This window comes from Verrucosispora sp. CNZ293, from assembly GCF_002754655.1.
Window position 1 is genome coordinate 2,901,379 of sequence record NZ_PEFR01000001.1, and the last position, 21,676, is coordinate 2,923,054.

General features: G+C 71.0%; 22 protein-coding genes. 14 read left to right on the forward strand and 8 right to left on the reverse strand.

Annotation, left to right across the window (positions count from 1 at the left end; translation table 11 throughout):
• Window positions 1-60 precede the first annotated feature (60 nt).
• A complete protein-coding gene (locus CLT74_RS13115) occupies window positions 61-2,130 on the forward strand; it encodes a HelD family protein (RefSeq protein ID WP_486582292.1) in 2,070 nt (689 codons plus the stop codon).
• Here CLT74_RS13115 and CLT74_RS13120 read toward each other — a convergent pair.
• Entirely contained in the window at window positions 2,120-2,719 is a 600-nt protein-coding gene (locus CLT74_RS13120) for a TetR/AcrR family transcriptional regulator (protein ID WP_158240248.1), read from the reverse strand. The genes CLT74_RS13115 and CLT74_RS13120 overlap by 11 nt on opposite strands.
• A gap of 73 nt (window positions 2,720-2,792) precedes the next feature.
• On the opposite strand from CLT74_RS13120, the gene CLT74_RS13125 reads away from it, so the two are divergent.
• Window positions 2,793-4,760 (forward strand): acyl-CoA dehydrogenase family protein, encoded by a 1,968-nt coding sequence (locus CLT74_RS13125; protein WP_099846777.1) that lies wholly within the window; start codon window positions 2,793-2,795, stop codon window positions 4,758-4,760.
• Here the strand turns inward: CLT74_RS13125 and CLT74_RS13130 are convergent.
• Window positions 4,757-5,239 carry a MarR family winged helix-turn-helix transcriptional regulator gene (locus CLT74_RS13130; protein WP_099846778.1) on the reverse strand — a complete coding sequence of 161 codons (483 nt, stop codon included), beginning with the start codon at window positions 5,237-5,239 and terminating at the stop codon, window positions 4,757-4,759. The genes CLT74_RS13125 and CLT74_RS13130 overlap by 4 nt on opposite strands.
• 110 nt (window positions 5,240-5,349) lie before the next feature.
• On the opposite strand from CLT74_RS13130, the gene CLT74_RS13135 reads away from it, so the two are divergent.
• From CLT74_RS13135 to CLT74_RS13145, 3 genes are all read left to right on the forward strand, one after another.
• Complete coding sequence (locus tag CLT74_RS13135) at window positions 5,350-6,009, forward strand: FMN-dependent NADH-azoreductase (RefSeq protein ID WP_486582293.1); 660 nt, start codon at window positions 5,350-5,352, stop codon at window positions 6,007-6,009.
• Between the two features lie 87 nt (window positions 6,010-6,096).
• Entirely contained in the window at window positions 6,097-6,606 is a 510-nt protein-coding gene (locus CLT74_RS13140) for a SigE family RNA polymerase sigma factor (RefSeq protein WP_099846780.1), read from the forward strand.
• Window positions 6,603-7,985: a hypothetical protein gene (locus tag CLT74_RS13145; protein WP_099846781.1), complete on the forward strand. Its 1,383-nt coding sequence runs from the start codon at window positions 6,603-6,605 to the stop codon at window positions 7,983-7,985. Before CLT74_RS13140 ends, CLT74_RS13145 begins: the two co-directional genes overlap by 4 nt.
• Window positions 7,986-8,049: 64 nt before the next feature.
• Here the strand turns inward: CLT74_RS13145 and CLT74_RS13150 are convergent, their stop codons facing one another.
• Window positions 8,050-9,612 carry an alpha/beta hydrolase gene (locus CLT74_RS13150; RefSeq protein ID WP_158240249.1) on the reverse strand — a complete coding sequence of 521 codons (1,563 nt, stop codon included), beginning with the start codon at window positions 9,610-9,612 and terminating at the stop codon, window positions 8,050-8,052.
• A 571-nt stretch (window positions 9,613-10,183) separates the two neighbouring features.
• Between CLT74_RS13150 and CLT74_RS13155 the strand changes: the two genes are divergently transcribed.
• Window positions 10,184-11,674 carry a DJ-1/PfpI family protein gene (locus CLT74_RS13155; RefSeq protein ID WP_158240250.1) on the forward strand — a complete coding sequence of 497 codons (1,491 nt, stop codon included), beginning with the start codon at window positions 10,184-10,186 and terminating at the stop codon, window positions 11,672-11,674.
• Here the strand turns inward: CLT74_RS13155 and CLT74_RS13160 are convergent.
• Window positions 11,640-12,281, reverse strand: coding sequence for a TetR family transcriptional regulator C-terminal domain-containing protein (locus tag CLT74_RS13160; protein ID WP_099846784.1), 642 nt, complete (start codon window positions 12,279-12,281; stop codon window positions 11,640-11,642). The two genes, CLT74_RS13155 and CLT74_RS13160, sit on opposite strands and share 35 nt — an antisense overlap.
• Before the next feature lie 36 nt (window positions 12,282-12,317).
• Here CLT74_RS13160 and CLT74_RS13165 point away from each other — a divergent pair, with 36 nt between their 5' ends.
• A complete protein-coding gene (locus CLT74_RS13165) occupies window positions 12,318-13,871 on the forward strand; it encodes a serine hydrolase domain-containing protein (protein ID WP_158240251.1) in 1,554 nt (517 codons plus the stop codon).
• A gap of 17 nt (window positions 13,872-13,888) precedes the next feature.
• Here the strand turns inward: CLT74_RS13165 and CLT74_RS13170 are convergent, their stop codons facing one another.
• Genes CLT74_RS13170 through CLT74_RS31335 form a run of 3 tightly spaced genes read right to left on the reverse strand, consistent with a single transcriptional unit; the run spans window position 13,889 to window position 15,175 of the window.
• The gene (locus CLT74_RS13170) at window positions 13,889-14,386 is read right to left on the reverse strand and encodes a GNAT family N-acetyltransferase (RefSeq protein WP_099846786.1); all 498 of its coding nucleotides are present in this window, start codon (window positions 14,384-14,386) and stop codon (window positions 13,889-13,891) included.
• A gap of 16 nt (window positions 14,387-14,402) precedes the next feature.
• Window positions 14,403-14,816, reverse strand: a complete 414-nt coding sequence (locus CLT74_RS31330) for a VOC family protein (protein WP_486582294.1) — start codon at window positions 14,814-14,816, stop codon at window positions 14,403-14,405.
• Window positions 14,813-15,175, reverse strand: a complete 363-nt coding sequence (locus CLT74_RS31335; RefSeq protein WP_486582295.1) for a DUF1801 domain-containing protein — start codon at window positions 15,173-15,175, stop codon at window positions 14,813-14,815. The genes CLT74_RS31330 and CLT74_RS31335 overlap by 4 nt, the downstream gene beginning before the upstream one ends.
• A 155-nt stretch (window positions 15,176-15,330) precedes the next feature.
• Here CLT74_RS31335 and CLT74_RS13180 point away from each other — a divergent pair, with 155 nt between their 5' ends.
• From CLT74_RS13180 to CLT74_RS13190, 3 genes are read left to right on the forward strand one after another with little or no spacing between them, the layout of a single operon-like run.
• Complete coding sequence (locus CLT74_RS13180) at window positions 15,331-16,245, forward strand: LysR family transcriptional regulator (RefSeq protein ID WP_099846788.1); 915 nt, start codon at window positions 15,331-15,333, stop codon at window positions 16,243-16,245.
• Between the two features lie 39 nt (window positions 16,246-16,284).
• Window positions 16,285-16,863, forward strand: coding sequence for a TetR/AcrR family transcriptional regulator (locus CLT74_RS13185; RefSeq protein WP_099846789.1), 579 nt, complete (start codon window positions 16,285-16,287; stop codon window positions 16,861-16,863).
• Window positions 16,863-18,041, forward strand: a complete 1,179-nt coding sequence (locus CLT74_RS13190; RefSeq protein WP_099846790.1) for a GDSL-type esterase/lipase family protein — start codon at window positions 16,863-16,865, stop codon at window positions 18,039-18,041. Before CLT74_RS13185 ends, CLT74_RS13190 begins: the two co-directional genes overlap by 1 nt.
• Here the strand turns inward: CLT74_RS13190 and CLT74_RS13195 are convergent.
• Complete coding sequence (locus tag CLT74_RS13195) at window positions 18,038-18,265, reverse strand: hypothetical protein (protein WP_099846791.1); 228 nt, start codon at window positions 18,263-18,265, stop codon at window positions 18,038-18,040. The genes CLT74_RS13190 and CLT74_RS13195 overlap by 4 nt on opposite strands.
• Before the next feature lie 7 nt (window positions 18,266-18,272).
• Between CLT74_RS13195 and CLT74_RS13200 the strand changes: the two genes are divergently transcribed.
• The 4 genes from CLT74_RS13200 (at window position 18,273) to CLT74_RS13220 (ending at window position 21,624) form a co-directional block, all read left to right on the forward strand.
• On the forward strand, window positions 18,273-19,154 hold the full coding sequence (locus tag CLT74_RS13200) for a Scr1 family TA system antitoxin-like transcriptional regulator (RefSeq protein WP_158240252.1): 882 nt from the start codon (window positions 18,273-18,275) through the stop codon (window positions 19,152-19,154).
• Between the two features lie 155 nt (window positions 19,155-19,309).
• Window positions 19,310-20,029, forward strand: coding sequence for a hypothetical protein (locus CLT74_RS13205; RefSeq protein ID WP_099846793.1), 720 nt, complete (start codon window positions 19,310-19,312; stop codon window positions 20,027-20,029).
• Window positions 20,030-20,425: 396 nt separating this feature from the next.
• A complete protein-coding gene (locus CLT74_RS13215) occupies window positions 20,426-20,953 on the forward strand; it encodes a hypothetical protein (RefSeq protein WP_099846795.1) in 528 nt (175 codons plus the stop codon).
• A gap of 44 nt (window positions 20,954-20,997) precedes the next feature.
• The gene (locus tag CLT74_RS13220) at window positions 20,998-21,624 is read left to right on the forward strand and encodes a class I SAM-dependent methyltransferase (RefSeq protein WP_099846796.1); all 627 of its coding nucleotides are present in this window, start codon (window positions 20,998-21,000) and stop codon (window positions 21,622-21,624) included.
• The last annotated feature ends 52 nt before the right edge of the window (window positions 21,625-21,676 follow it).

Consider the following 21,676-nt stretch of genomic DNA (forward strand, 5'->3'; position numbering starts at 1 on the left):
TGGCCGGTACATATTCTCGACCAGTCCCGTGCAGCAGCCTCTGGCAGACCAGGGAGCGGTGTGTCCGAAACAGTGCGGCAGCTCGCCATCGAGCAGCAGGTGGTCGACAAGGTGTACGAGCGACTGGAGGTCATGCGTACGCAGGCGAGGGAACTGGAGTCGGAGGGTCGCGGACGCGCCTCGGCCGGCCCGCTGACCGGGCTGGTCGAGCGCGACGCGATGGTGCTGCGCGCCGCGGCGAGGCTGTCCGACCTCGACGGTCAGGAGGAGGGCCTGGTCTTCGGCCGGTTGGACTTCGACGACGGCGACACCTACCGCGTCGGCCGGCTGGGCGTACGCGACGAGGACCGGGAACCGCTTGTCGTCGACTGGCGTGCGCCGGCCGCCGCGCCGTTCTACCGCGCCACCCCCGGTGCGCCACTGGGTGTGGTACGCCGTCGGATCATCACCTGCGACGGTCCCACTGTCGTCGGGGTCGACGACGAGGTGCTGTCGGCCGGCGACGTCGACGGTGTGGTGGGCGAGGGCGCCCTGCTCGCCTCGCTCAGCCGGGAACGCGGCCCGCACATGCGCGACATCGTCAGCACCATCCAGCGTGAGCAGGACGAGGCGATCCGCGCACCGGCCCACGGGGTCACCGTCATCACCGGCGGGCCCGGGACCGGCAAGACCCAGGTCGCCCTGCACCGCGCCGCCTATCTGCTCTACACCGACCGGGGCAGGTTCGCCGACGGCCGGGTGCTGGTGGTCGGCCCGTCGACCGTGTTCACCGAGTACATCGGCAGGGTGCTGCCCGGTCTCGGTGAGGACAGCGTCCACCTGCGGGCGATCGGCGAGCTGTTCGACGGAGTCGTGGCGACCCGTCGTGACCGCGCCGAGGTCGCCAGATCCAAGGGCGACCTGACGATGGTGCGGGTGCTCACCGAACTGGCCTGGGACACTCCGCCGAACGCGCCGGGGCGGTTGGGCAGGCTCGACGCCGACGACCTGGCGAAGGCCCGCCAGGAGGTGCGTCGACGGTGCGAGGCGCGGGGCGTCAAACCCAACGGCGCCCGCGCCGAGGCGGCGCAGGTGCTCTCGGAACTGCTCAGCGGCAGGGAGATCCCGGAGCCCTTCCTGAACGCGTGGTGGCCGACGCTCACCCCGCAGGATGTGCTGCCCGCGCAGCACGGGCAGTGGTCGGTGGACGACGTGCCGCTGCTCGACGAACTCGCCGAGATCCTGGGCCGGCCGGCCGCCCCGACGCCGACCGGGAGGCAGCCGCAGGTACCCGAGTTGAGCAGTGGCCCGCGCCTGGCGGAGACCTTCGTACTCAGTCTGAGCCTCAACGACGGCTGGCAGCTCTTCGCGCCCGGACTCGCCACCCCGATCGCCGTCTCCGGCCAGTCCCTGGACAGCGGTAACGCCTGGCCGGCGCAGCGCTGGGCGGCGGCGATCATCCTGCGTGAGGGTCACACGGTGGTGGGCTGGGCCGACGGCTTCGACCCGTACGGCGAGGAGGGGTACGTGCCGGAGCTGGCCGAGCCGCTGCCGGTCGCCGAGGTCGCCGCCCCGATCGAGGACGTGTACCTGCACGTCATCGTCGACGAGGCGCAGGACCTGTCGCCGATGGAGTGCCGGATGATCGCCCGTCGAGCCGCCCACGCCTCGATGACGATCGTGGGTGACCTCGGTCAGGCGACCCATCCGCTGGCCGCCGGGAGTTGGCCGGAGTTGGTGAAGCAGCTGGGCAAACGTGGGGCCCGGCTGCTCGACCTGCCCACCGGCTACCGGGTGCCGCAGGTCATCGCCGACTTCGCCGCCCGGGCGCTGCCACCGGGCGTCGCACCGACCCGCTCCTTCCGGCCCGGCGGAACCCTCACGATCCGCCGGGTGGACGACCTGCGAGCGGCAGTCGCCGGGGAAATCGGCGCGATCATCGCCCCGGACGCGATCGCCGACCGGCTCGGGGCGATCCCGGTCAGCCAGGTCAAGGGACTGGAGTACGACCGGGTGGTGCTGGTGGAGCCGGCGGACATCGTCGCCGCCGAACCCCGGGGCATGAGCCGGCTCTACGTGGCCCTGACCCGGGCCGTCGCCGAGCTGGTCATCCTGCACACCAGGCCGCTGCCCGAGTCGCTCAGGTGGTGACCTCGGCGACGACCCGCCACACCTGGGCGGCGAGCCAGTCGTTGAGCTGGGCCGGCCCGACCTCGTCCCGGTGGTCGAACCACCACAGGATGCCGGCGTCGACCATGCCGACGACGCTGGCCACCACGTACGCGGGCAGGTGCGCCTGGTGACCGGCGGCGCGCAGGTTGGCGACGGCGGCTTCGGTGATCTCGGGCACGGCGTGCGCGGTGCCGAGGCGGGCCCGGAAGCGGTAGAGATTGGGGTGGGCCACCGCCCAGCTCAACACCCGGCCGATGACGCCGTGCACCACCTCCGGCGGGGTGCCCGCAGCCGACAGCGACGGGCGGATCCAGTCGCTCACCAGGCGTGCGGCATGCCGGGCGACCGCCTGGTCGAGGTCGTCCTTGCCGGTGAAGTGGCGGTAGACGTGCGGTCTGGGCAGCCCGGCCCGGTCGGCCACCGTGCCCAGGGCGGTGTCCGTGCCGTGTTCCTCGATGACCCGGACCGCGGCTTCCACGATCGCCTGCCGTCGCCGGGCCCGCTCCTGCGGTACGCCACCGGCACGACGGGCGGCGATGGTGTCCCGTTTCACCGCCGCGTTACCCACCGGATCACTGTAGCGGCTCGGTAACCTTGGTTGGGTACGAGCTGTACCCAACCAGCGTAGATGCGAGGTAGCCATGCCCAGTGAAGCGCCCGGCCCCGTCGACCTCGCCCGCCTGCAGGAAGTGCTGGACGGACCGTGGGCCGAGGTCCGCAACGCGCATCGCCGGCACCTCGACGAGCGTTTCCTCCCGGTGTACGGCGAGACCGGCGACCAGGCGCGTGAGCGGGTCACCCGACTGCTCGGCGAGCTTCCGGTCAAGTTGGGTATCGCCTCCGCGTTTCCCACGCAGTACGGTGGCGGGTCCGATGTCGGCGGCTCGATCATCGCCACCGAGATGCTGGCGCAGGTCGATCTCTCGCTGATGGTCAAGGCCGGTGTGCAGTGGGGTCTGTTCGGCGGCGCGGTCGCGGCCCTGGGCACCCGCCGGCACCACGACGCCTACCTTCGGGACATCATCTCCGGCCGGCTCCTGGGCTGCTTCGCGATGACCGAGACCGGGCACGGCTCCGATGTCCAGCAGCTCCGCACCACCTGCACGTACGACCCCGGAACGCAGACCTTCGACCTGCACACCCCGCACCAGGCGGCCCGCAAGGACTACATCGGCAACGCCGCCCGGGACGGTCGGATGGCTGTGGTCTTCGCGCAGCTGGTCACCAACGGCCGGCGGCACGGCGTCCACGCGTGGCTGGTGCCGATCCGTGACGCGCAGGGCAACCCGCTGCCCGGTGTGACAATCGGCGACTCCGGGCCCAAGGCGGGCCTGCTCGGCGTGGACAACGGGCGACTGAGCTTCGACCACGTGACGGTGCCCCGGGACATGCTGCTGGACCGGTACGGCGACGTGGCGGCGGACGGCACGTACGCCAGCCCGATCGAGAACGACTCCCGGCGCTTCTTCACCATGCTCGGCACCCTGGTCCGTGGCCGGGTCAGTGTGGGCGGTGCCGCGTCGGCGGCGGCCAAGTCGGCGTTGACCATCGCGGTCCGCTACGGCGACACCCGCCGCCAGTTCAGCACCCCCGACGCCGACCGGGAGGTGCTGCTCAACGACTACCTGGCACACCAGCGCAAGCTGCTGCCCGCCCTGGCCACCACGTACGCGCTCCATTTCGCCCAGGCCGAACTGGTCGCCGCGGTGCACGAGGTGCAGGGCGGCGACGGCCCGGTGGACGAGCACCGCCAGCGGGAGCTGGAGTCCCGCGCCGCCGGGCTCAAGGCCGCCCAGACCTGGCACGCCAGCCGCACCATCCAGCTGTGCCGCGAGGCGTGCGGCGGTGCCGGTTACCTGGCCGAGAACCGGTTGCCGGGGCTGCGGGCCGACACCGACGTGTTCACCACCTTCGAGGGCGACAACACGGTCCTGCTGCAACTGGTCGCCAAGGGCCTGCTCACCGGCTACCGGGACGAGTTCGGCTCGTTGGACGGCTGGGGGCGGGCCTCCTTCGTCGCCGAGCAGGTCCGGGAGATGGTGCTCGAACGCACCGCCGCCCGCTCGCTGATCCAGCAACTGATCAGTGCCGTGCCCGGCCGTGACGAGGAGGTCGCCGTCACCGACCGGGGCTGGCAGCTCAAGATCTTCGACGACCGGGAGAAGCACCTGCTCGAAGGGGCCATCCGCCGGCTGCGCAACGGCGCGGCCAGCAAGCAGGATCGCCCCTTCGACATCTTCAACGACGTCCAGGACCACGTCCTGACCGCCGCCGCCGCGCACATCGACCGGGTCACCCTTGAGGCGTTCGTCGCCGGCATCGAGGCCACCCCCGACCCGGCGGTCCGGGCGTTGCTCTCCCGCGTCTGCGATCTGTACGCCCTCAGCGTCATCGAGTCCCACAAGGGATGGCTGCTGGAGCACGGCCGGCTCACCCCGGCCCGCTCGAAGGCGATCACCGCAGTGGTGAACGGACTGCTCAAGGAGCTGCGCCCGCAGATGCGTACGCTCGTGGACGGCTTCGCCATCCCGGACACCTGGCTGCACGCGGCGATCCTGCGCGAGGAACCCGGCCGCCAGGAGACCATGACCGCCCACGACCGGGCCTAGCAGCCGCGCCGGGACTCCCCCGCGTCGTTGACCTGCTGTGTCACCCGACCGGCGACCTCCCGCAGCGCGGTGACCTGCTCCTCGGTGAGCCCGTCGATGACGAACCGACGCACCGCGGCGACGTGCCCGGGTGCCGCGGCGACCACGAGGTCCCACCCGGCCTCGGTGAGCGCTGCCCGGTTGTAGCGGGGATTGTCCGGGTCGGGCTCGCGGCGCAGCAGGCCCCGCCGCTCAAGACGGGTGACGACGTTCGACAACCGGGACAGCGAGCTGCTGACCTGACTGGCCAGGTCGCTGAGCCGCAGGGTCCGCCCGGGCGCCATGGACAGGCCGCTCAGCACGAAGTAGTCGAACAACGTGAGGTTGTTGTCGCGTAGCAGCTGCGCGTCGAGCGCGCCGGGCAGCTTGAACATGAGGCTGGCCAGAGCCAGCCAGGCCTCTCGCTCGCACTCGTTCAACCACCGGGGTTCCTCCGGCATGCCGCTCAGCCTAGCCGCCGGCCCCACGGACAGAGGTGAGGCATCTCGCACTTAGTTCAAGCTTGAACCTCGACGCGCTACTGTCTGCTTCAAGCTTGAACCTAACCCACATGGGAGTTGTCGTGACCCTGTTCCGGCTGGACGCCAGCATCCGTACCCACGGCTCCGCGAGCCGTGAGATCGCGGACATCGTCGAAGCGGAGTGGCTCGCCGCGCACACCGGTGACCTGATCGAACGTCGCCACATCGGCGTCGATCCGCTGCCCGCGACCGCCTGGGCGGCGGCGGTCACCGCCGGGATGACCGCGCCGGAGGAGCACACCGCCGAGCAGCGGGAGGCCGTCGCCCTCGCCGCCACGCTCGTGGACGAGTTGCTCGCCGCCGAGGCCGTCCTGTTCGCCGTGCCGCTCTACAACTACGGCGTCTCACAGCACTTCAAGGCGTACGTCGACCTGGTCAGCACCGACCAGCGGGCGTTCGGCAAGCCGTTCCTGGAGGGCAAGCGGGTCGTGCTGGCCACCGTTCGTGGCGGGGCGTACGGCGGCGGCACGCCCCGGGAGGGCTGGGACCACGCGACGCCCTACCTGCGCCGCATCATCGCCGACTGCTGGGGCGCCGACCTCACCGTCGTCGAACGCGAGTTCACCCTGGTCGGCGTCAACCCCGCCCTCGACTCGTTCACCGACCAGGCCGCGCAGATGCACGCCGAGGCCCTACAGGCCGCCCGGGAGGCCGGCCGCGCGCTCGGCGGCCTACCGCTCCCGGTGTGAGGCAGCGGCGTGCGCGGTAGCGCCGCGCACGCCGGCCCTCAACCATCCACCCGGCAGGAGGCGTTTACTTCTGTCGAGGGGGTGGCGATGAGCCAGACGTTCCACGAGTTCGTGGTGCACCGTTCCCCTGCGTTGTCCCGGACCGCCTACCTGCTCACCGGCGACCACCAGTTGGCCGAGGACCTTCTGCAGAGCGCACTCGCACGCACCTACCGGCACTGGCGGCGGATCCGCGACGGTGACCCGGAGGCGTACGTGCGCCGGGCCATGTACCACCAGCAGGTTTCCTGGTGGCGGCGACGCCGGTTCACCGAACGGCTGGAGGCCGACCCGGCACCCGAGCGGGCCAGCCACCCGGACCCAAGCGAGGCCGCCACCCTGCGGATGACCCTGGCCGCCGCGCTACGCCAGCTCACCCCCAGGCAGCGGGCCGTGGTGGTGTTGCGCTTCTACGAGGACCTGACCGAGGCGCAAGTGGCTGCCGCGCTCGGCTGCTCGGTGGGGACTGTGAAACGGCACGGGCACGACGCGCTGGTCCGGCTTCGCGCGGTGGCTCCGGAGCTGGTCGACCGGGCCCCGGAGAGGAGCGCGCGATGACCATACGACTGCGTGAAGTGCTGCACGACGCCGCAGCGGGGGTTCCGGCGTACCAGGTGGAGCAGCGGGCGCTGGCGACGGCGCGCCGCACGCGACGGCGTCGGACCGCGGCGGTGGCGCTCGTGCTTGTGGTACTCGGCGGCCTCGCTGTCCCGGCGGCCCGCACAGCGCCGGTGGATCCGGCCGGCCGGGTCGAGTCGGGGGCATTGCCGGACCGGATCGGTCTGCCGCCCCTCGGGAGCCTGCACGCCACGGACCGGCCGCGGACCGGTCCGGCCTCGGTGATCTTCACCGGGGAGGCCGGACGCCTGACGTACGACGACGAGTGCAGTCTCGTCACAGTCGTGGACGGCGACACCGACACGTACCGGATCATCCGCAGCGGCTGGGAGATGACCGCCGGCACGGACGTGGTGCTCTCCCCGCAGGGGCGGTGGATCGCCCACGACCCGCAGCGCGACGATCCCCGAGTGGAGATCATCGACCTGGTCACCGGCGCGACCCGTCAGTTGCGCAGCGGTGTGGCCGGAACTGTCGGCACCGAACCGGCCGGCTGGTCGCCGGACGGGGAGTCGCTCGTGGTCCGCGACTCGGTGCCGACCCACCCGGACCGGAGCGATCACCGGCGGTCGCTCAGCCTGATCCGGCTGGACGGCGGCAGCTCGGTCCGGCTGGCCGAGACACCGTCCGGCACGGTGCCGGGCGTGGTCGTCGCCTTCGCGCCCGGCGGGGACCGGCTCGCCTGGCAGACCGGGCGTGTGGTCACTGTCGCGCGCCGGGACGGCAGCGTGCTCGCGTCGTTCCCACTCCCGCCCGGCACCGAACTGGCCGGCAAGGGCGCCTGGACGCCGGACGGGCGGTGGCTCACCGTGGCCCGGCGCGACGAAACCGGGTGGACGCTGCGCCGGGTCGAACCGGCCACGGGAACCGACGGCGGGGCGTCGGGCACCGCAGGCGTCTCCGATGTGATCGGCCTGCACCTCCTCGGCTGGACGACGACCGGCGCGGCCTGGGTCGTGGCCTACCTTCCTCAGCCGCCCGGGTCGGCGACCTACACCCGGCCCTTCCCCAACGACGACCGCCCGGAGTACGGCCTGATCGGCACCGTCCAGGTGCTGGCGTTGCCGCCGGACGGTCAGCCGCCGGCCCTGCTGCTCACCGCGCCGCAGGAGGTGGTCTCGCTCGACATCGCCGCCGGCGTGATCCGCGCCGGTCAGACCCGCGCGGCCGATCCGCCACGCGGCGTGGGCGGCCGGTTCTGGATCTGGACCGCCCTGATCGTCCTGGCGGTGGGCACGATCGCGGCGTACCGGGGGCGGGGGCGGCTCGCGCTCTGGTGGGAGAACCGTGGGCTGCGACGGTCCGGCGGCACGTGGTGACGCTGGAGCGCAGACCGAGGTGGCCGGCTCGCCTCGGCGAACCGGCCACCCGCGTCCCGATCGGTCAGAACAGCCAGGTTGGCAGCTCCGGGTCACCCCGCAGTGGCACCAGCGGTTGCGCGGCGGGGCCGGAGTCCTGACTCGACGCCCGGCCACGGGCCGACGTGGTGCCCGGCGGCGGTGCCGTGGCGCACCGCGTACCCTCCGCCGGCATGATCTGGTCGATCAGGTACGCCTCGATAGCCTCGTCCGCGCAGCTCACCCGGCCGTACACGATGTGCCCCCAGCCCTCGTAGGTCAGCAGCTCGGCGTGGTCACCGAACTGGTCGGCGGCACCGAGCGCCCAGTTGTAACCGGTCGCCGGGTCGTGCAGCGAGTTGGTGAGCAGCAGCTTCGTCTCGTTCGTCGGGTTGATCCGCCGCTGCGGGTTGTCCGCCGGGGTCGGCCAGCCCAGGCAGATCGCGCCGACCGCCGCCCGGGGCAGGTCCGGTAGGTCCGGCGCGGCACGCTGGGCGTCGGCGAGGATGGACCGCCACTGGGTGACGTCACGGGTCTTCAGGTTCCAGTCCTGGCAGAGCACCGCCTGGTATGCGAAGGGCACGACGATCGGCGGGTCGTCGGCCGACTCCCGCGTCGCCGCCGCCGACGTCCCCCAGGGCCGTCCCGCGTCGACCCGCTCCAACTCGGCCGCGATCTCCAGCCAGTACGGCTGGTAGTTGAGGTTGTTCAGCACGAAGTTGACCAGATCCCGCTGGGTGATCTTGTAGCTGTGGTCGTCCGGGTCCGGCAGCTCGCCCCGGGCGGCGCGGTCGAGCAGGCGCTGCCAGAACTGGCGGATGTTCCGGCCGTACAGGGCGCACTGCGGCAACCGGGCACAGCCGGCCACGAACTCGTCGAACGAGTCCTGCCCGGTGGCCGCCTGGGTGACGGCGAATCCGCGCGCGTCCTGGCTGTGATCCATCACGCTGTCGGCCACAATGGCGCGTACGCGGGTCGGGAACATTTCCGCGTACTGCTGGGCCATCAGCGTGCCGTACGACATTCCGAGGAAATTCAGCTGGGCGTCACCTACCGCCGCGCGTATCGCGTCGATGTCCCGAACCACCTGGAGCGTGTCCACGTGATCGAATACCGGCCCACTGTTGGCGCGGCAGTCGTCGGCCAACGCTCGGCTCGCGGACACCATCTGGGCAAATGCGCTCGACGTTTTGATCGGCCCGACCGGCAGCTCATTGATCTTGTCCAACGTGCACATGATCGGTGAACTGCGAGCCACCCCGCGTGGGTCGAATCCCACAATGTCGAAATGGCGACGCAATTCGTCGCCGTAGCGTGCCCACAGCGCCGAGTCGACGCCGGAGCCGCCCGGCCCGCCCGGATTCACGATGAGCGACCCCCGACGCGCCGCCGGGTCTGTCGCCGGCCGCTTGGCCAGCGCCAACTCGAACGTCGGACCGTCCGGATCGGCCCAGTCGACAGGTACCTCCAGAGTGCCGCACAGGGCACTGGCGTCCTGCTCACACGGCGCCCACTGCACGTCCCCGCTCGGGGACGCGGACGCGGACGACGGGGCGAGCGGCGCCAGCACCACCCCCACAGTGACCCCGGCGAGCAATCGCCGGATCATTTTTCTGCGCATGCTCCCTCTCCCAGATCGTTTTTTGGCCTTCCATCGGCCGGTGCTGAACGTAGCCAATGCGCCACGGCCCGGGGTTACCAATAAATGTCGCTGGCAATACCGTTCGGAACGCGACCGGACCGACCGGCACGACAAGCACCGGGAGCGTTCCCGCACGGCGCACGTGAATGGCGAGGTCAGCGGGGAGCCAGCGAATGTCGGGGCAGGCTGATCGACGCCTGTCCGTCGATTGTCAACATGGCGGAGGTCACAGGCTACGCCGGTGTTAGCGCTAACTCGGGAGGCACTCAATCGCAAACTGCGATCAAAATGCGTGACGAATTGGAAACCCCGGATTCATGTCTTCGTCGGCCGGGGGGCGGCCCGACACCTTCGAGCACCGAGGCCCGACACCGCAACGGAGATGGGGCGAACCGCACCCGCCGGCCATGCGGATCGCACGGTCAGCTCGTGCGCGGCGGCACTGGTCCGCCCGGTCCGCGCCGGACGAGACTCGACGACGTGCGGCGGGGGCCGTGCCCGGCCGTACCGTCGGTCGTCAGCAGTCGCGGAGGTCAGCATGCGCAGCACCGGACAGCCCACGCCTCCCGGCAACCGGGGGGTCGTGCGTCGCCGCCGCGACGAGTACGTCACCCGGCATCACCGCCGCCGACCCGCCGCCGGGCCCGTCGGGCGGCGGCGCACCCGAGGAATTGTGGTGCTGCTCGCCTTCCTCGCCGTCCCGGCGTCCGCCTTCGCGGTCGGTCAGCACACCTTCGAGCGGAGCCGGTACGCGCACCCCGAAGGCGGTGCGGCAGCGGTCGCGGCGGCCACCCCGCCGGCCCACGATCCCGGCAAACCCACAGCCGTGGTAGTCGTCGGCAACGACGGCGCCAACGTCGCCGACACGCTCGCCCCGTACGAAGTCCTCGCCGCCAGTGGCGCGTTCAACGTCTACACCGTCGCACCGGAACGCCGCCTCGTGCCGCTGCTCGGTGGGCTGGATCTGGTGCCGGATCTCAGCTTCGCGCAGTTGCGTCAGCGGCTGGGTGGTTCCGCGCCGGATGTCACAGTGGTCCCGGAGATGCCGGCATCGGCGTCCGGCGACGCGCGGGTGACCGGGTGGCTGCGCGACAACGCCCGGCGCGGGCTGCTGCTGGGGGTGTGCACCGGCGCACGGCTGCTCGCCGAGGCCGGTCTGTTGGACGGCCGGGACGCGACGACGCACTGGTACCGGCTCGACGAGTTGCGGCAACGCCATCCCGATGTCAACTGGCGGCGCGGGGTCCGCTACCTCGACGACGGCGACGTCATCACCACCGGCGGCCTGCTGTCCTCGGTGGATGGCACGCTGCGGGCGGTGGAGCGGATCGCGGGTGTCGACGCCGCCGCGACGGCCGCGGCGGAGGTGGGTTGGCGGCACTACTCCCCCGGCAGCGCCGCCGCCCTGCCGAGGTCGCGAGTGACAGTTGGCGACGCACTCCTGCACGTCCTCAACGTCGGCTTCCGCGCGAGTCAGACGACAATGGGGGTGGTGCTCAGCGATGGCGTGGGCGAGCTCGAACTGGCGTCGGCGTTCGCCCCGTACGCCGAGGTCAAGGCCGCCCGGACGGTGGCACTCGCGGCCGGCGACCGCATCCGGTCCCGACACGGCCTGACCTTCGTGCCCCGGAGGCAGCTCGACGACCCTGGGCGGGTCGACCGGCTGCTGGTCCCGGGCTCGGGCATCGCCGCCGACCTGCCCGCTGAGGTGGTCGGCGTGGTCGACCGCGCCGACGTACCCGTGACGTACCTGCACGAGCGGCCCGGCTTCGCGTTCGACCCGGCCCTGCGGGAACTGGCCCGCAGCATGGATGTGCCCACCGGGCGGTGGACGGCCAAGATTCTGGAGTACCCGCGCTCGGACCTCCAGCTGTCCGGGCCGGCGTGGCCATGGTCGTTGGCCCTGCGCCCGGTGCTCCTCGGCCTGGTGGGACTGGCGGTCGCGCTGGGAGTCCTGCGGCTGGCGCACCACGCCGTCTTGTACGCCGGCCGGATCACGACCGGGCGTAGTGGCGGCAGCGACCGGTGAACGTGCTCGCCAGGACCGGTTCGAGGACAGCGTCGACGTGTTCCCGGCGACGGGTCGGGTCGTCGGGCCCGACCAGGATGAGGCTGGCGGCCAGGCCGTAGGTGGCGGCGAGGATACGAGCCGCGGCGGTGTCGACGTCGACGCCGCCGTCGACCTCGCCGCACCGCTTCCCGTTGCGTACCGCGATCGAGGCGCGCAGGTGCAGGTCGGCTTGAGCGCGCGCCGCCACCTCGGCAATCGCGTGATCGTGCAGGGCCTGGGTCGTCAGGTTCTGGGTGACATGGAATTCCTCGACCCGGATCTCGTCGAGCGGGAGCAGTTCGGCCACAGCGGTCGCGATGATCTCGCGGATCGGCCGCTCGGCGGCCTCGCCCTCGGCGATGTGCGCCGCGATCCGGTCGTCTCGGCGGCCGAGCGCGTCGACGTACACGAATCGGAGCAGTTCGTCGCGGCTGCCGAAGTAGTGCTGGATGAGGCCGACCGAGACGCCGGCAGCGGCGGCGACCCGGGCGAACGTGGTGGCCTGAAGACCATGTTCCACCAGGTGACGCCGGAACGTCCGGGCGATGAGCGCGCGTCGCTCGTCGTGGTCGGCAACGCGGGGCATTTGATAACCGTACCGCCATATGGTTACGGTTGCCATATGAACGTATTGCAACGGGGGATGGCAGCGTTGCTGTTCGCGCTGCCCGGCGTCGTAGTCGGCACAGGTGGGGCGGTCGCGGCGGCCCCGGCGGGCAGCGGTGCCGTCGAACCGGGCCGGCTGGATGCCTTCGTCACCGAGCAGATGGACCGGGCCGGGATCCCGGGCGTCGCGTACGCGGTCGTGGGCTCCGGTGGGGTGGAGCACCAGGCGACGTTCGGCGCGGACGGCGACGGCGCACCGATCACCGACGCGACGCCGTTCCTGTGGGGATCGGTGGCCAAGCCGGTGACCGCGAGCCTGGTGGTGACGATGGCGACGGCCGGCGATCTGGATCTCGACGCGCGCGTGACGACCTACCTGCCGGACTTCAGCATGGCCGACGAGGAAGCCCGGACGATCACCCTGCGCCACCTGCTGAGCCAGACCGGCGGCATCCCGGAGCGGATGGACCTCACCGACCGATACGACGCTGACCGTCGCCCAGGCGACGTGGTCGACGCGCTCGGCAACATCCACCTGGCCGCCGGTGTCGGCGAGAAACACCTCTACTCCAGCGTCAACTACCTGCTGCTCGGCGCCGTCGTCGAGGAGATCACCGGGCGCGACTTCGCCGACGTGCTGAGCGAGCGGCTGCTCACGCCCATGGGCATGGGCACCGCGGTCACCGCGGCCGGCGACGCGGCAGACCGGCTCCCGCCGGGCCACCGGTACGTGTTCGGCGAGCCGACGGCGTTCCGGAGCCGATTCGACCCCGCCGGTGTCAGCTACGGGTATCTCGGCGGCTCCCTGCGGGACGCCATCGCGTTCGCTCGGGCGAACCTGGACGGCAGCGACGTACTGTCGCCCGACCAACGCGCCACGCTGGTCCGGCCGGAGGCGACCACCGGCGACGGCCGGAGCTACGGGCTCGGCTGGCGCACCTGGCCGGTGTTCGGCAGCGACCAGCCGATGGTCTGGCACTCCGGTGCCGCGCCCGGCTACCAGGCCGGGATCGTCCTGCTGCCCGAACAGGACAGGGCCCTCGTCGTGTTGCAGAACGTCTACGGCAGCTTCCAGGAGAGCCAACTCCTGGACACCTCGTTGGGCCTCGCTGCCCTCCTCTCCGGAGCCGCTCCCGAGACCCACGAGAGCGAGCCGTCCTACGTCGCGCTCCTCTCCGGCCTGGGCCTGCTGTGCCTGCTGCTGCTCACGGCGGTGGCCGGCTCGCTGTGGCGGGTGGCGCGTCCGGTCCGCACCTGGTCCCGTCGACGCCTGCTGGGTCTGGTCGCCTGGCTGGTGGTCCTGCTGCTCCTCGCTGCCGGTCTGCTCGCCCTACCGTCGTTCTTCGGTGTGACGCCGGGTCAGGTCCCCCTGTGGGCACCCGACGTCGCGGCGCTGCTCGCTGCCGCGCTGCTGCTCGTCGCGGTGCTGATGCTCGCCCGCGCAGCCGTCGCCGTACGTGCCTGGCGCGGGACGACAGGCTCATGCGCGGTCGGCTCGGGCAGCCAGGAGGACCGGACCAGCGGCGATGAGGTGCGATCGGCGGCGCAGCGGCGCGGCTCGGCGGGGTAGTCGGTCACCGTTCGGGTTCAGCTGGCTGCCCGAAGCCGGCGGCGCATGATCCACGTCGATGCCGTGCCCTCGCCGGTCACCTCGTCGGTGCGTGGGTCGATCGCCCGCCAGTGATGCTGGTGAGGTCGGACGATCACGTAGCCCAACCTCGTGTAGAACGCGAGGGCAGCCTCGTCATCGACGTCCACGTCGAGGCTCATCGCCTCGGCGCCGCGGGCGGCACTTGCCGCTTCGCCGACCTCGACAAGCGCCCTTCCGATCCCTCGGCGACGGGCCGACGCCACCACCGCCAACCCGTACAGCCATGGGCTGGGTGCGTCGCAGCCGTCCCGCCACCGGACGCTCACCACCCCCACGACGTGGTCGGCGGCCACGGCGACGAGCATCTCCTCCTCGCCCCGCCCGGCGGCCCGGACCCGCACCTCGGCGCGGTCCCTCGATCCCGCCAGCTCGCCCAGCTGGGTCAGGTCCACCCGTTGCGCGGTACGGATCATCACGTCGTCGAGCGGGCTCATTCCGGCTCCGGGTCGATCACCGGGTGGGAAGCGTCGTCGGTGCCGCGTCCGCCGGGTACCAGCGGAGTTCGACTGTGTTGCGGTCCGGGTCCTGGATGTAGAGCGAGATGCCCTCACCCCTGGCTCCGGAGCGGCGAACCGGCCCTTCGAGGACTGTGAACACCCCGGCCGCGATGACGTCCTGCCAGTCCAACGGCTCGACCACCAGGCAGATGTGGTCGACGTTCGACTCTCCTCGGCGGCGCTGCACCAGATCGATGATGGTGTCCGGGCTGACCCGGACGGAGGGGAAGCCGGCCCGCCCGGCCCTCCACTCGTCGGCGCGGATGGTCTCCAGACCGAACATGGTCGAGTAGAAGGCGAGTGATCGCTCGACGTCCTCGACGTTGAGCACCAGGTGATCGAAGGCCCTGACCTGCACAATGTTCACTTCTCCTCCAGGGCACGCGCCTGACGCAGCCAGTTGACGAAGAGCGGTTCGTCGATGTCCGTGGCTGCGGAGAGTCGCACCGAGGCCATCTGCCGGGCGCCCGGGATCAGCCGATCCGACCGATCGCTGATCTCCTGGCCACGCCACAGCCCGAATGTGAGGTACGAGGGGTACGCCTTGAGCAGGCAGATCGGTCGCCGCCCCGGAGCCTCGCCGAGGCCCCACACCGGGTGTCCGTGCCACATCACCCCGGTGGCGTCCGCCAGCGCCCCGTCGATGACCGGGCGCAGCGCCACGGCCGTCTCCCTCTGCGAACCGTCGAGCCCGGTCAGGTAGTCGTTGATGCTTGCCGTCTTCATGATCTTTCTCCTCGATCGTCCGGCCAACCGCCCGCCAGGTGAGGCGGACACTGCCCCGCCTGCGGTGACGCCTCAACGATTCACTGGACCGTGAACCCGACCAAGCCATGATCGGACTACGATCGTTGAGCCGGATTCAACGAAAGAGCGGCGGGATGCTGGAGCGACACGAGATCGAGACCTTCCTGACGCTCGCCGGCGAGCTGCACTTCGGCCGTACCGCCGAACGCCTGGGCGTGACCACCGGCCGGATCAGTCACGTCATCAGGAAGCTGGAGCGGCGCGTCGGCGCGCCATTGTTCGAGCGCACCAGTCGGGTCGTCCGCATCACGCCCATCGGCCAGCAGTTGGCGGACGACCTGGCCCCGCTGGTGGAGCAGATGGACGCGGCCCTGCGCCGCGCGATCGAGGCCGGCCGCGGCGTGAGCGGCAAACTCCGGGTGGCGTTTCTCGGTGAGTATCTCGCGCCGGTGCTGCTCAAGGCGGTCAGGCTGTTCACCGCCCGGCACCCCGACTGCGAGGTGGACGTACGTGAGGTGCAGCTGTCCACCTCGCGAGCGAGCCTGGTGGACGGGTCGATCGACGTGCTCGTCGCGTCGTACCCGTTCGACGGTATGGCCTGTGGCCCCGCGCTCATGGTGGAGCGGCGCGTGCTGGCCGTGGCCGCCACGCACCCGTTGGCCGGCGCGGAGTCGGTTTCGCTGGAGACGCTCGCCGACCACCCGGTCATCCAGTACCCGGCGATCACGTCCGCGGCGTTCAAGCGGGACCGCACACCCGAGCAGACGCCGACCGGCCGACCGATCCCCAAGGGCCCGCACGGCAACACGTTCTCCGAGATGCTGTCCCTCGTCGCGATGGGCCGCGGGGTGCTGCCGGTGGGCGAGCAGACCGAGCATTACCACCCACGCCCCGACGTCGCCTACGTGCCGATTCACGACGCGCCACCCATCGAGCGCGGGCCGATCTGGCTGGCGGCGAACACCACCACGCGGGTGCAGGAGTTCGTCCGGGCCGCGACGGACGCCAACGCCGTACGCCCGCACCGACCCCGCTCCACCACAACCTAAAGCCATTAGGTTCCCGGCTACAGGGTGTAGGGTGGGGTTATGGGACGAGCCAACCTGACCCCGGCGGCAGTCGTCGCCGCGGCGGCCGAGCTGGCGGACCGGGAAGGATTCGACGCAATCACCCTGTCGGCGCTGGCCCGCCACTTCGGGGTGCAGACCGCGAGTCTCTACTCCCATGTCCGCGACCGCTCCGCGCTGCTCGACGGCGTGCACGAACTGGCCCTCGGCGAGCTGGCCGACCGGATCGCGATCGCCATCGGTGGCCGCGCCCAGCGCGACGCGCTCACCGCCCTCGCCGACGCGCATCGCGACTATGCCCGCCATTTCCCTGGCCGGTGGGCCGCCCTGCAACGTCCAGCGGCGGCCTCGACGGTCCACTCGGATGCGGCTGGTCGGCTGGTCACGCTCACCCTGGCGATGCTCCGCGGCTACCAGTTGCCGGAAACCGAACTCGTCCACGCCACCCGGCTGCTCGGCGCGACAATCAACGGCTTCCTGGCACTTGAGGTGAGCGGCAACTTCGGGCACCGCGAGCCCGCCGCCGACATCTCCTGGCAGCGAGCGCTGAGCGCGCTCGACATCGCGTTCCGCTCCTGGCCCACCGAAGGGAACCCCTGATGCCCGTCCCGTCCGAGCTTCTCCGTGGCGTCGCCGACGTCGAGGTCACCCCGCGCGGCATCCGGCCGCACCGGCTGCCGTCCTGGGTGGGGGAGCAGTTCCCCGACGGCCAACTGCTCACGGTGGAGAGCCAGCCCTCCGGCGTCCGCATCGTGTTCCAGACGACGGCCAGCACCGTCGAGTTGGTGACCCACCCGACCCGGCTCACCTACCCGGGCGCCGAGCGACCGCGAGGCCGCATCGACGTCTACGCCGACGGCGTGCTCGCCGTCCGCGACACCCTGGGCGGCGGCGACCGGATCGAGATCGACCTCACCAGCGGTCAGACCGTCTTCCAACCTGGACCGGCCCACACGACAACAGTTTCCGGGCTGCCCGCCGGCCGTCACCGGATCGAGGTCTGGTTGCCGCACAACGAGACAATCGACCTGGTCGACCTGCGGGCCGACGCCCCGATCGAACCGGACCACGCCGCGCTGCCACTGTGGGTACACCATGGCAGCTCCATCAGTCACGGCTCGAACGCCCTCGCCCCCAGCGAGACCTGGCCCGCGGTCGCCGCCCGCCGGGCCGGTGTCGAGCTGCGCAACCTCGGTCTGGGCGGCAGCGCGCTCGTCGACCCGTTCCTGGCCCGCGTGATCCGCGACGCCCCCGCCGACCAGATAAGCGTCAAGCTCGGCATCAACGTGGTGAACCTCGACGCGATGGGACTCCGTGCCTTCGTCCCCGCCGTCCACGGCTTCCTCGACACGATCCGCGACGGCCACCCGGACGTCCCCCTGCTGCTGATCTCGCCACTGTTCTGCGGCATCCACGAGGACACTCCCGGCCCGGGCGCGATCGACCCCGAGTCGATCGGCACCGACCAGGTGCGCTTCACCGCGACCGGCACGCCCGGAGATGTCACGCTGGGACGCCTCACCCTCCAGGTCATCCGACGCGAGTTGCGCTCGCTGGCCGACCGTCGCGCCGCCGACAAGAACCTGCACTACCTCGACGGCACCGCCCTGTACGGCCCGGCCGACGCCGCCGAGCTTCCGCTACCGGACGGCCTGCACCCGAGCGCGGAGGCCCATCAGCGGATCGGTACCCGCTTCGCGGAATACGCCTTCACCGGCACCGGCCCGTTCGCCCGAACCGCCACACCGCAATCGGCTACTACGCAATCTGCCAGCTAGCAATGTTGGGCGATTTTTTTTACTGTGCCCGGGTTGCCCAGACGCACCGTGCCAACCGTGCCGAGGGCCGCGCCGACCACCAGCCAGCAGATCTGGGCCACCGACAGCTGCTCGTCGGCGGTGGCGAGCCCGACGGTCGCCGTGCCAACCACGATCGTCACGGCACACGCCAACGCCGGCACGTCGAAGCGCCGAGAGCGTCGGTTGCCGGAACGGTCGACCATGTCTTCCATGATGCCCGACCGCCACCACCCTGAGCACGGCTCCATCGACCAGGAGGAACCAACGCCCGCGGTGGCGCGTTGGTTGATCCGCACCCGCCTCCGCCGGCTGCGCGAACAACGCCTGCTCACTCAGGAGCAGGTGGCCAATGAGGTGGAGTGGTCCCTGTCCAAGGTCATCCGGATCGAGAGCGGCGCCATCGGGGTCAGCGTCAACGACATGCGTGCGCTGCTCTTCCTCTACCGCGTGGACGATCAGGCTCAGATCGACGAACTACGGCGACTCGCGCTCATCGCACGCTCCCGGCACGACCGGCGAATCTTCCAGATGCCATCGTCGGTCCGTACGGTGTTCGAGCAGATAGCCCACTTCGAACGATCCGCCACCGCCATCGACGTCTACGCCGCCACGTGGATTCCCGACCTCCTGCAGACCCGCGAGTACGCCGCCGCGCTAGCACCCCTACGACTCGGCAACCATGTTGTGAGCGACGACGTCGCCACGTCCGTCATCCAGCGTCAGGAATGGTTGACCCGTCGCACCGGACACGTCCGGACGACCTTCCTGATCCAGGAGGCGGTGCTGTACCGCCGGGTCGGCGGCTCCTCGGTCCTGGCCGCACAACTACGGCGGCTGTCGGCGTCACCATCGGTCCGCATCGTTCCCCGCACCGCCGCCGCCCGATTCGTCGCCGCGCCGTCGTTCGCCATCATGACGATCGGCGAGCACGGCACCCTCGCCTTCGGGTACGGCTTCGACGGCAGCATTCAGCTCGTCGAGGAGCCCGAGCGGCTCGCACACCTCCAGAGTGCCCTGTCCGAGGCCGGCCGGTTCGCCACCGATGCCGCCACATCGTCACGACTCATCGCCGAGGCAGGTCAGGGGCGGTAGTCGACGGCCGGAGGTGGCCTGACAGGCCGAACCTCCCCTGTCCCGCTTCCGCACGGCGCTGAAGGACACTGTGAAGCAGGCCCTGACCCGCGACCCTGCTGGGCGTGCCACCCCGCCGCTGATCGTGGCAGGACAGCATCGGACATCATCAAGGCGTGGGTGAACTTTTGATCAATCTGCTGGCGAGCGTCATCGCCGGTACGGCCGTGTGGCTCTCGGGGTTCCTGTTACGTCGGCGCAAGCTGAACCGGACCCGCGCCTTCTTCGGCCTCGCCGCCGGAGCGAGCTGCCTGCTCGTGGCGTCCCGGCACGCCTCGTCGCCCCGCGAGTTCAGCGTCCACCGCCGCGACGTCGCCGCGCTCGTGGAGCTGGCGACCATCGCCCGGGAATGCGGCGCCCGTGCGGACCGGGTCGGCGAGGACCAGCCGACCGGGGAGATCGGCCGGCTGACCGAGTTCTGTGTCGGCGGCCCCGGCGGCGCGAGCCCGCGCAGCGTCACGCACGTACGGGCGATCCTCCGTGGCGTGACGTACGAGGTCTTCGACGAGGAGAAACGTCGGCTGTCGTTCACCGTCGGCGGCACCGAGTACGTCTTCAGCCCGGAGACAAGCTATGTCCTGCTCGCCCGGTTCTGGGGGCCGGTCGGTGGACGGCCGGTGTTCTTCCTCGGCGGGCTGACCGCCGGCAGCAACCTCGCCGGTGCCCGCTACCTGGCCACGCACCACGCCGAACTCCACCGCAGGTTCGGTGCCGACCGGCCGTTCGCGCTGGTGCTGCGAATCATCGAGCCGGCCGCGTACGGCACCGACTTCACCGAGCTGGTCGCCGACGTGACAGATGTAGCGTTCCAGCCCGTTCCGCAGCCGGTGGACTAGCCTGACCCGGGAGTTCGGCATCAAGGCGCTCCGGCCAGTCACCCTCGGCGAGACCACCCGCGACGAGAACGTCCCGCCAGTCCTCGCGCAGCAGCTCCATCCCAGCGGCGAATCGACTCCACTGCCCGCGAGCCGCGAGCACCAGGGCGGCCTGTACGCGTTCCGCGTCTTGCCGACCGTACGCATCAGGCGGTAGCGCGGTGAGCCGCCGGATCACCTCGTCGGAGCTGCCGGGGGTCGGGAAATCCCTGCTGATCCTGTTGACCAGTCGCGTGGTAGGCGTAGGCATGCTCTCGTCTCCCGAACCTCTACCGGCGGGCACTACGTTAGCTGAACTCCACGCGGCAGCGTGTCGACAGTAGGAGGCCACGGGTGTCCGGGCGCAGGGGTTCTCAGATGAGCACGGCGGGAGTCATCGTCGTCTCGGCGGTTCTCATCACCGCTGTCATCGTGAGTGTGTTCCGCAGCAGCGAGATGCTGGCCGCGTTGCTGGATCTGTTGTGTACCGGGTCAACCTGCTCGGCGGTCGGCCTCGCCTTCACCGGCTGGGCCATCGTGGGCGGGCCGTTCCTGCTCGCCGGCCTGATCATTCTGATCTCGACGCCGAGCGCCACAGCCCGGTACGTGATGCTGGCGTGTGCGGGCCTGGGCGTCGTCGGCTTCACGGTGGTGTGGGCGGGGTTCGACAAGCTCCACGGCAGCTACCCCGACTTCGTACCGCTCCACGTCGGAGCTGTCGCGGCGATCCTCGCACTGGTCGTGGGCGGCACGATCAGCGGCGACCCGGCGCACCACAGTTGGGAACGGCCCCGCTACTCCTCGTCGGCCCGGCTGCCGACGGCAGCGATGCCGCTGCTCGCGGTGGGGGCCTGCGAACTGCTCGCCCTCGCCGCCGTCCTGCTCTGGGTCACCGCATTCCGCTAGATCTGGCACGGATCACCGACACCGAGACTCGTACCGTGAACGTTGTGGGCAACAGTGACGAGCGTGACCTGGTCCGGCGAGGGTACGACGCCCTGTCCTACCGCTACCGCGCCGACGACGCCGACGCCGGCCAGTACGCACCCTGGTTGGCCGACCTGCATCGGCGTCTACCGGCTGCGGCCTCGGTCCTCGACCTCGGCTGCGGCTGCGGCGTGCCGGTCGCGCGCTTCCTCGCGGATGCCGGGCACCACGTCACCGGGGTCGACATCAGCGACGTGCAGATCGACCGAGCCCGCCGCCTGGTGCCGACCGGCACGTTCCTCCGCGCTGACGCTGTTCACCTCGAACTGCCGCCGATGTCGCTCGACGCCGTGGTCTGCCTCTACGCGCTCATCCACATGCCGATGGCCGACCAACCGCGGCTCATCGGCCGAATCGCTTCCTGGCTACGCCCCGGAGGCTTGCTACTTGCCACCACCGGCCACAACGCCTGGACCGGCACCGAGGACAACTGGCTCGACGGCCCCGCCACCATGTGGTGGAGCCACGCCGATGCCCCCACCTATCGGAACTGGCTGCAACAGGCGGGACTCAGCATCACCTCCGAGGACTTCGTGCCAGAGGGTGCCAGCGGACACGCCCTCTTCTGGGCGCAGCGACCACTCAACTGACCACTCCGGCGGAACGCCCCGAAGGAGGATCGCGGCTCCGGCGGGTCGCCGA

Bases quoted from the DNA above. Each gene is read 5' to 3' on its own strand.
- CLT74_RS13145 (WP_099846781.1), top strand. From the start codon at position 6,603: ATGACCATACGACTGCGTGAAGTGCTGCACGACGCCGCAGCGGGGGTT.
- CLT74_RS13165 (WP_158240251.1), top strand. From the start codon at position 12,318: ATGAACGTATTGCAACGGGGGATGGCAGCGTTGCTGTTCGCGCTGCCC.
- CLT74_RS13180 (WP_099846788.1), top strand. From the start codon at position 15,331: ATGCTGGAGCGACACGAGATCGAGACCTTCCTGACGCTCGCCGGCGAG.
- CLT74_RS13130 (WP_099846778.1), bottom strand. From the start codon at position 5,239: ATGCCGGAGGAACCCCGGTGGTTGAACGAGTGCGAGCGAGAGGCCTGG.
- CLT74_RS13200 (WP_158240252.1), top strand. From the start codon at position 18,273: ATGATGCCCGACCGCCACCACCCTGAGCACGGCTCCATCGACCAGGAG.
- CLT74_RS13195 (WP_099846791.1), bottom strand. From the start codon at position 18,265: ATGGTCGACCGTTCCGGCAACCGACGCTCTCGGCGCTTCGACGTGCCG.
- CLT74_RS13150 (WP_158240249.1), bottom strand. From the start codon at position 9,612: ATGATCCGGCGATTGCTCGCCGGGGTCACTGTGGGGGTGGTGCTGGCG.
- CLT74_RS13125 (WP_099846777.1), top strand. From the start codon at position 2,793: ATGCCCAGTGAAGCGCCCGGCCCCGTCGACCTCGCCCGCCTGCAGGAA.
- CLT74_RS13160 (WP_099846784.1), bottom strand. From the start codon at position 12,281: ATGCCCCGCGTTGCCGACCACGACGAGCGACGCGCGCTCATCGCCCGG.
- CLT74_RS31335 (WP_486582295.1), bottom strand. From the start codon at position 15,175: ATGAAGACGGCAAGCATCAACGACTACCTGACCGGGCTCGACGGTTCG.
- CLT74_RS13185 (WP_099846789.1), top strand. From the start codon at position 16,285: ATGGGACGAGCCAACCTGACCCCGGCGGCAGTCGTCGCCGCGGCGGCC.
- CLT74_RS13155 (WP_158240250.1), top strand. From the start codon at position 10,184: ATGCGCAGCACCGGACAGCCCACGCCTCCCGGCAACCGGGGGGTCGTG.
- CLT74_RS13190 (WP_099846790.1), top strand. From the start codon at position 16,863: ATGCCCGTCCCGTCCGAGCTTCTCCGTGGCGTCGCCGACGTCGAGGTC.
- CLT74_RS13135 (WP_486582293.1), top strand. From the start codon at position 5,350: ATGGGAGTTGTCGTGACCCTGTTCCGGCTGGACGCCAGCATCCGTACC.
- CLT74_RS13140 (WP_099846780.1), top strand. From the start codon at position 6,097: ATGAGCCAGACGTTCCACGAGTTCGTGGTGCACCGTTCCCCTGCGTTG.
- CLT74_RS13170 (WP_099846786.1), bottom strand. From the start codon at position 14,386: ATGAGCCCGCTCGACGACGTGATGATCCGTACCGCGCAACGGGTGGAC.
- CLT74_RS13215 (WP_099846795.1), top strand. From the start codon at position 20,426: ATGAGCACGGCGGGAGTCATCGTCGTCTCGGCGGTTCTCATCACCGCT.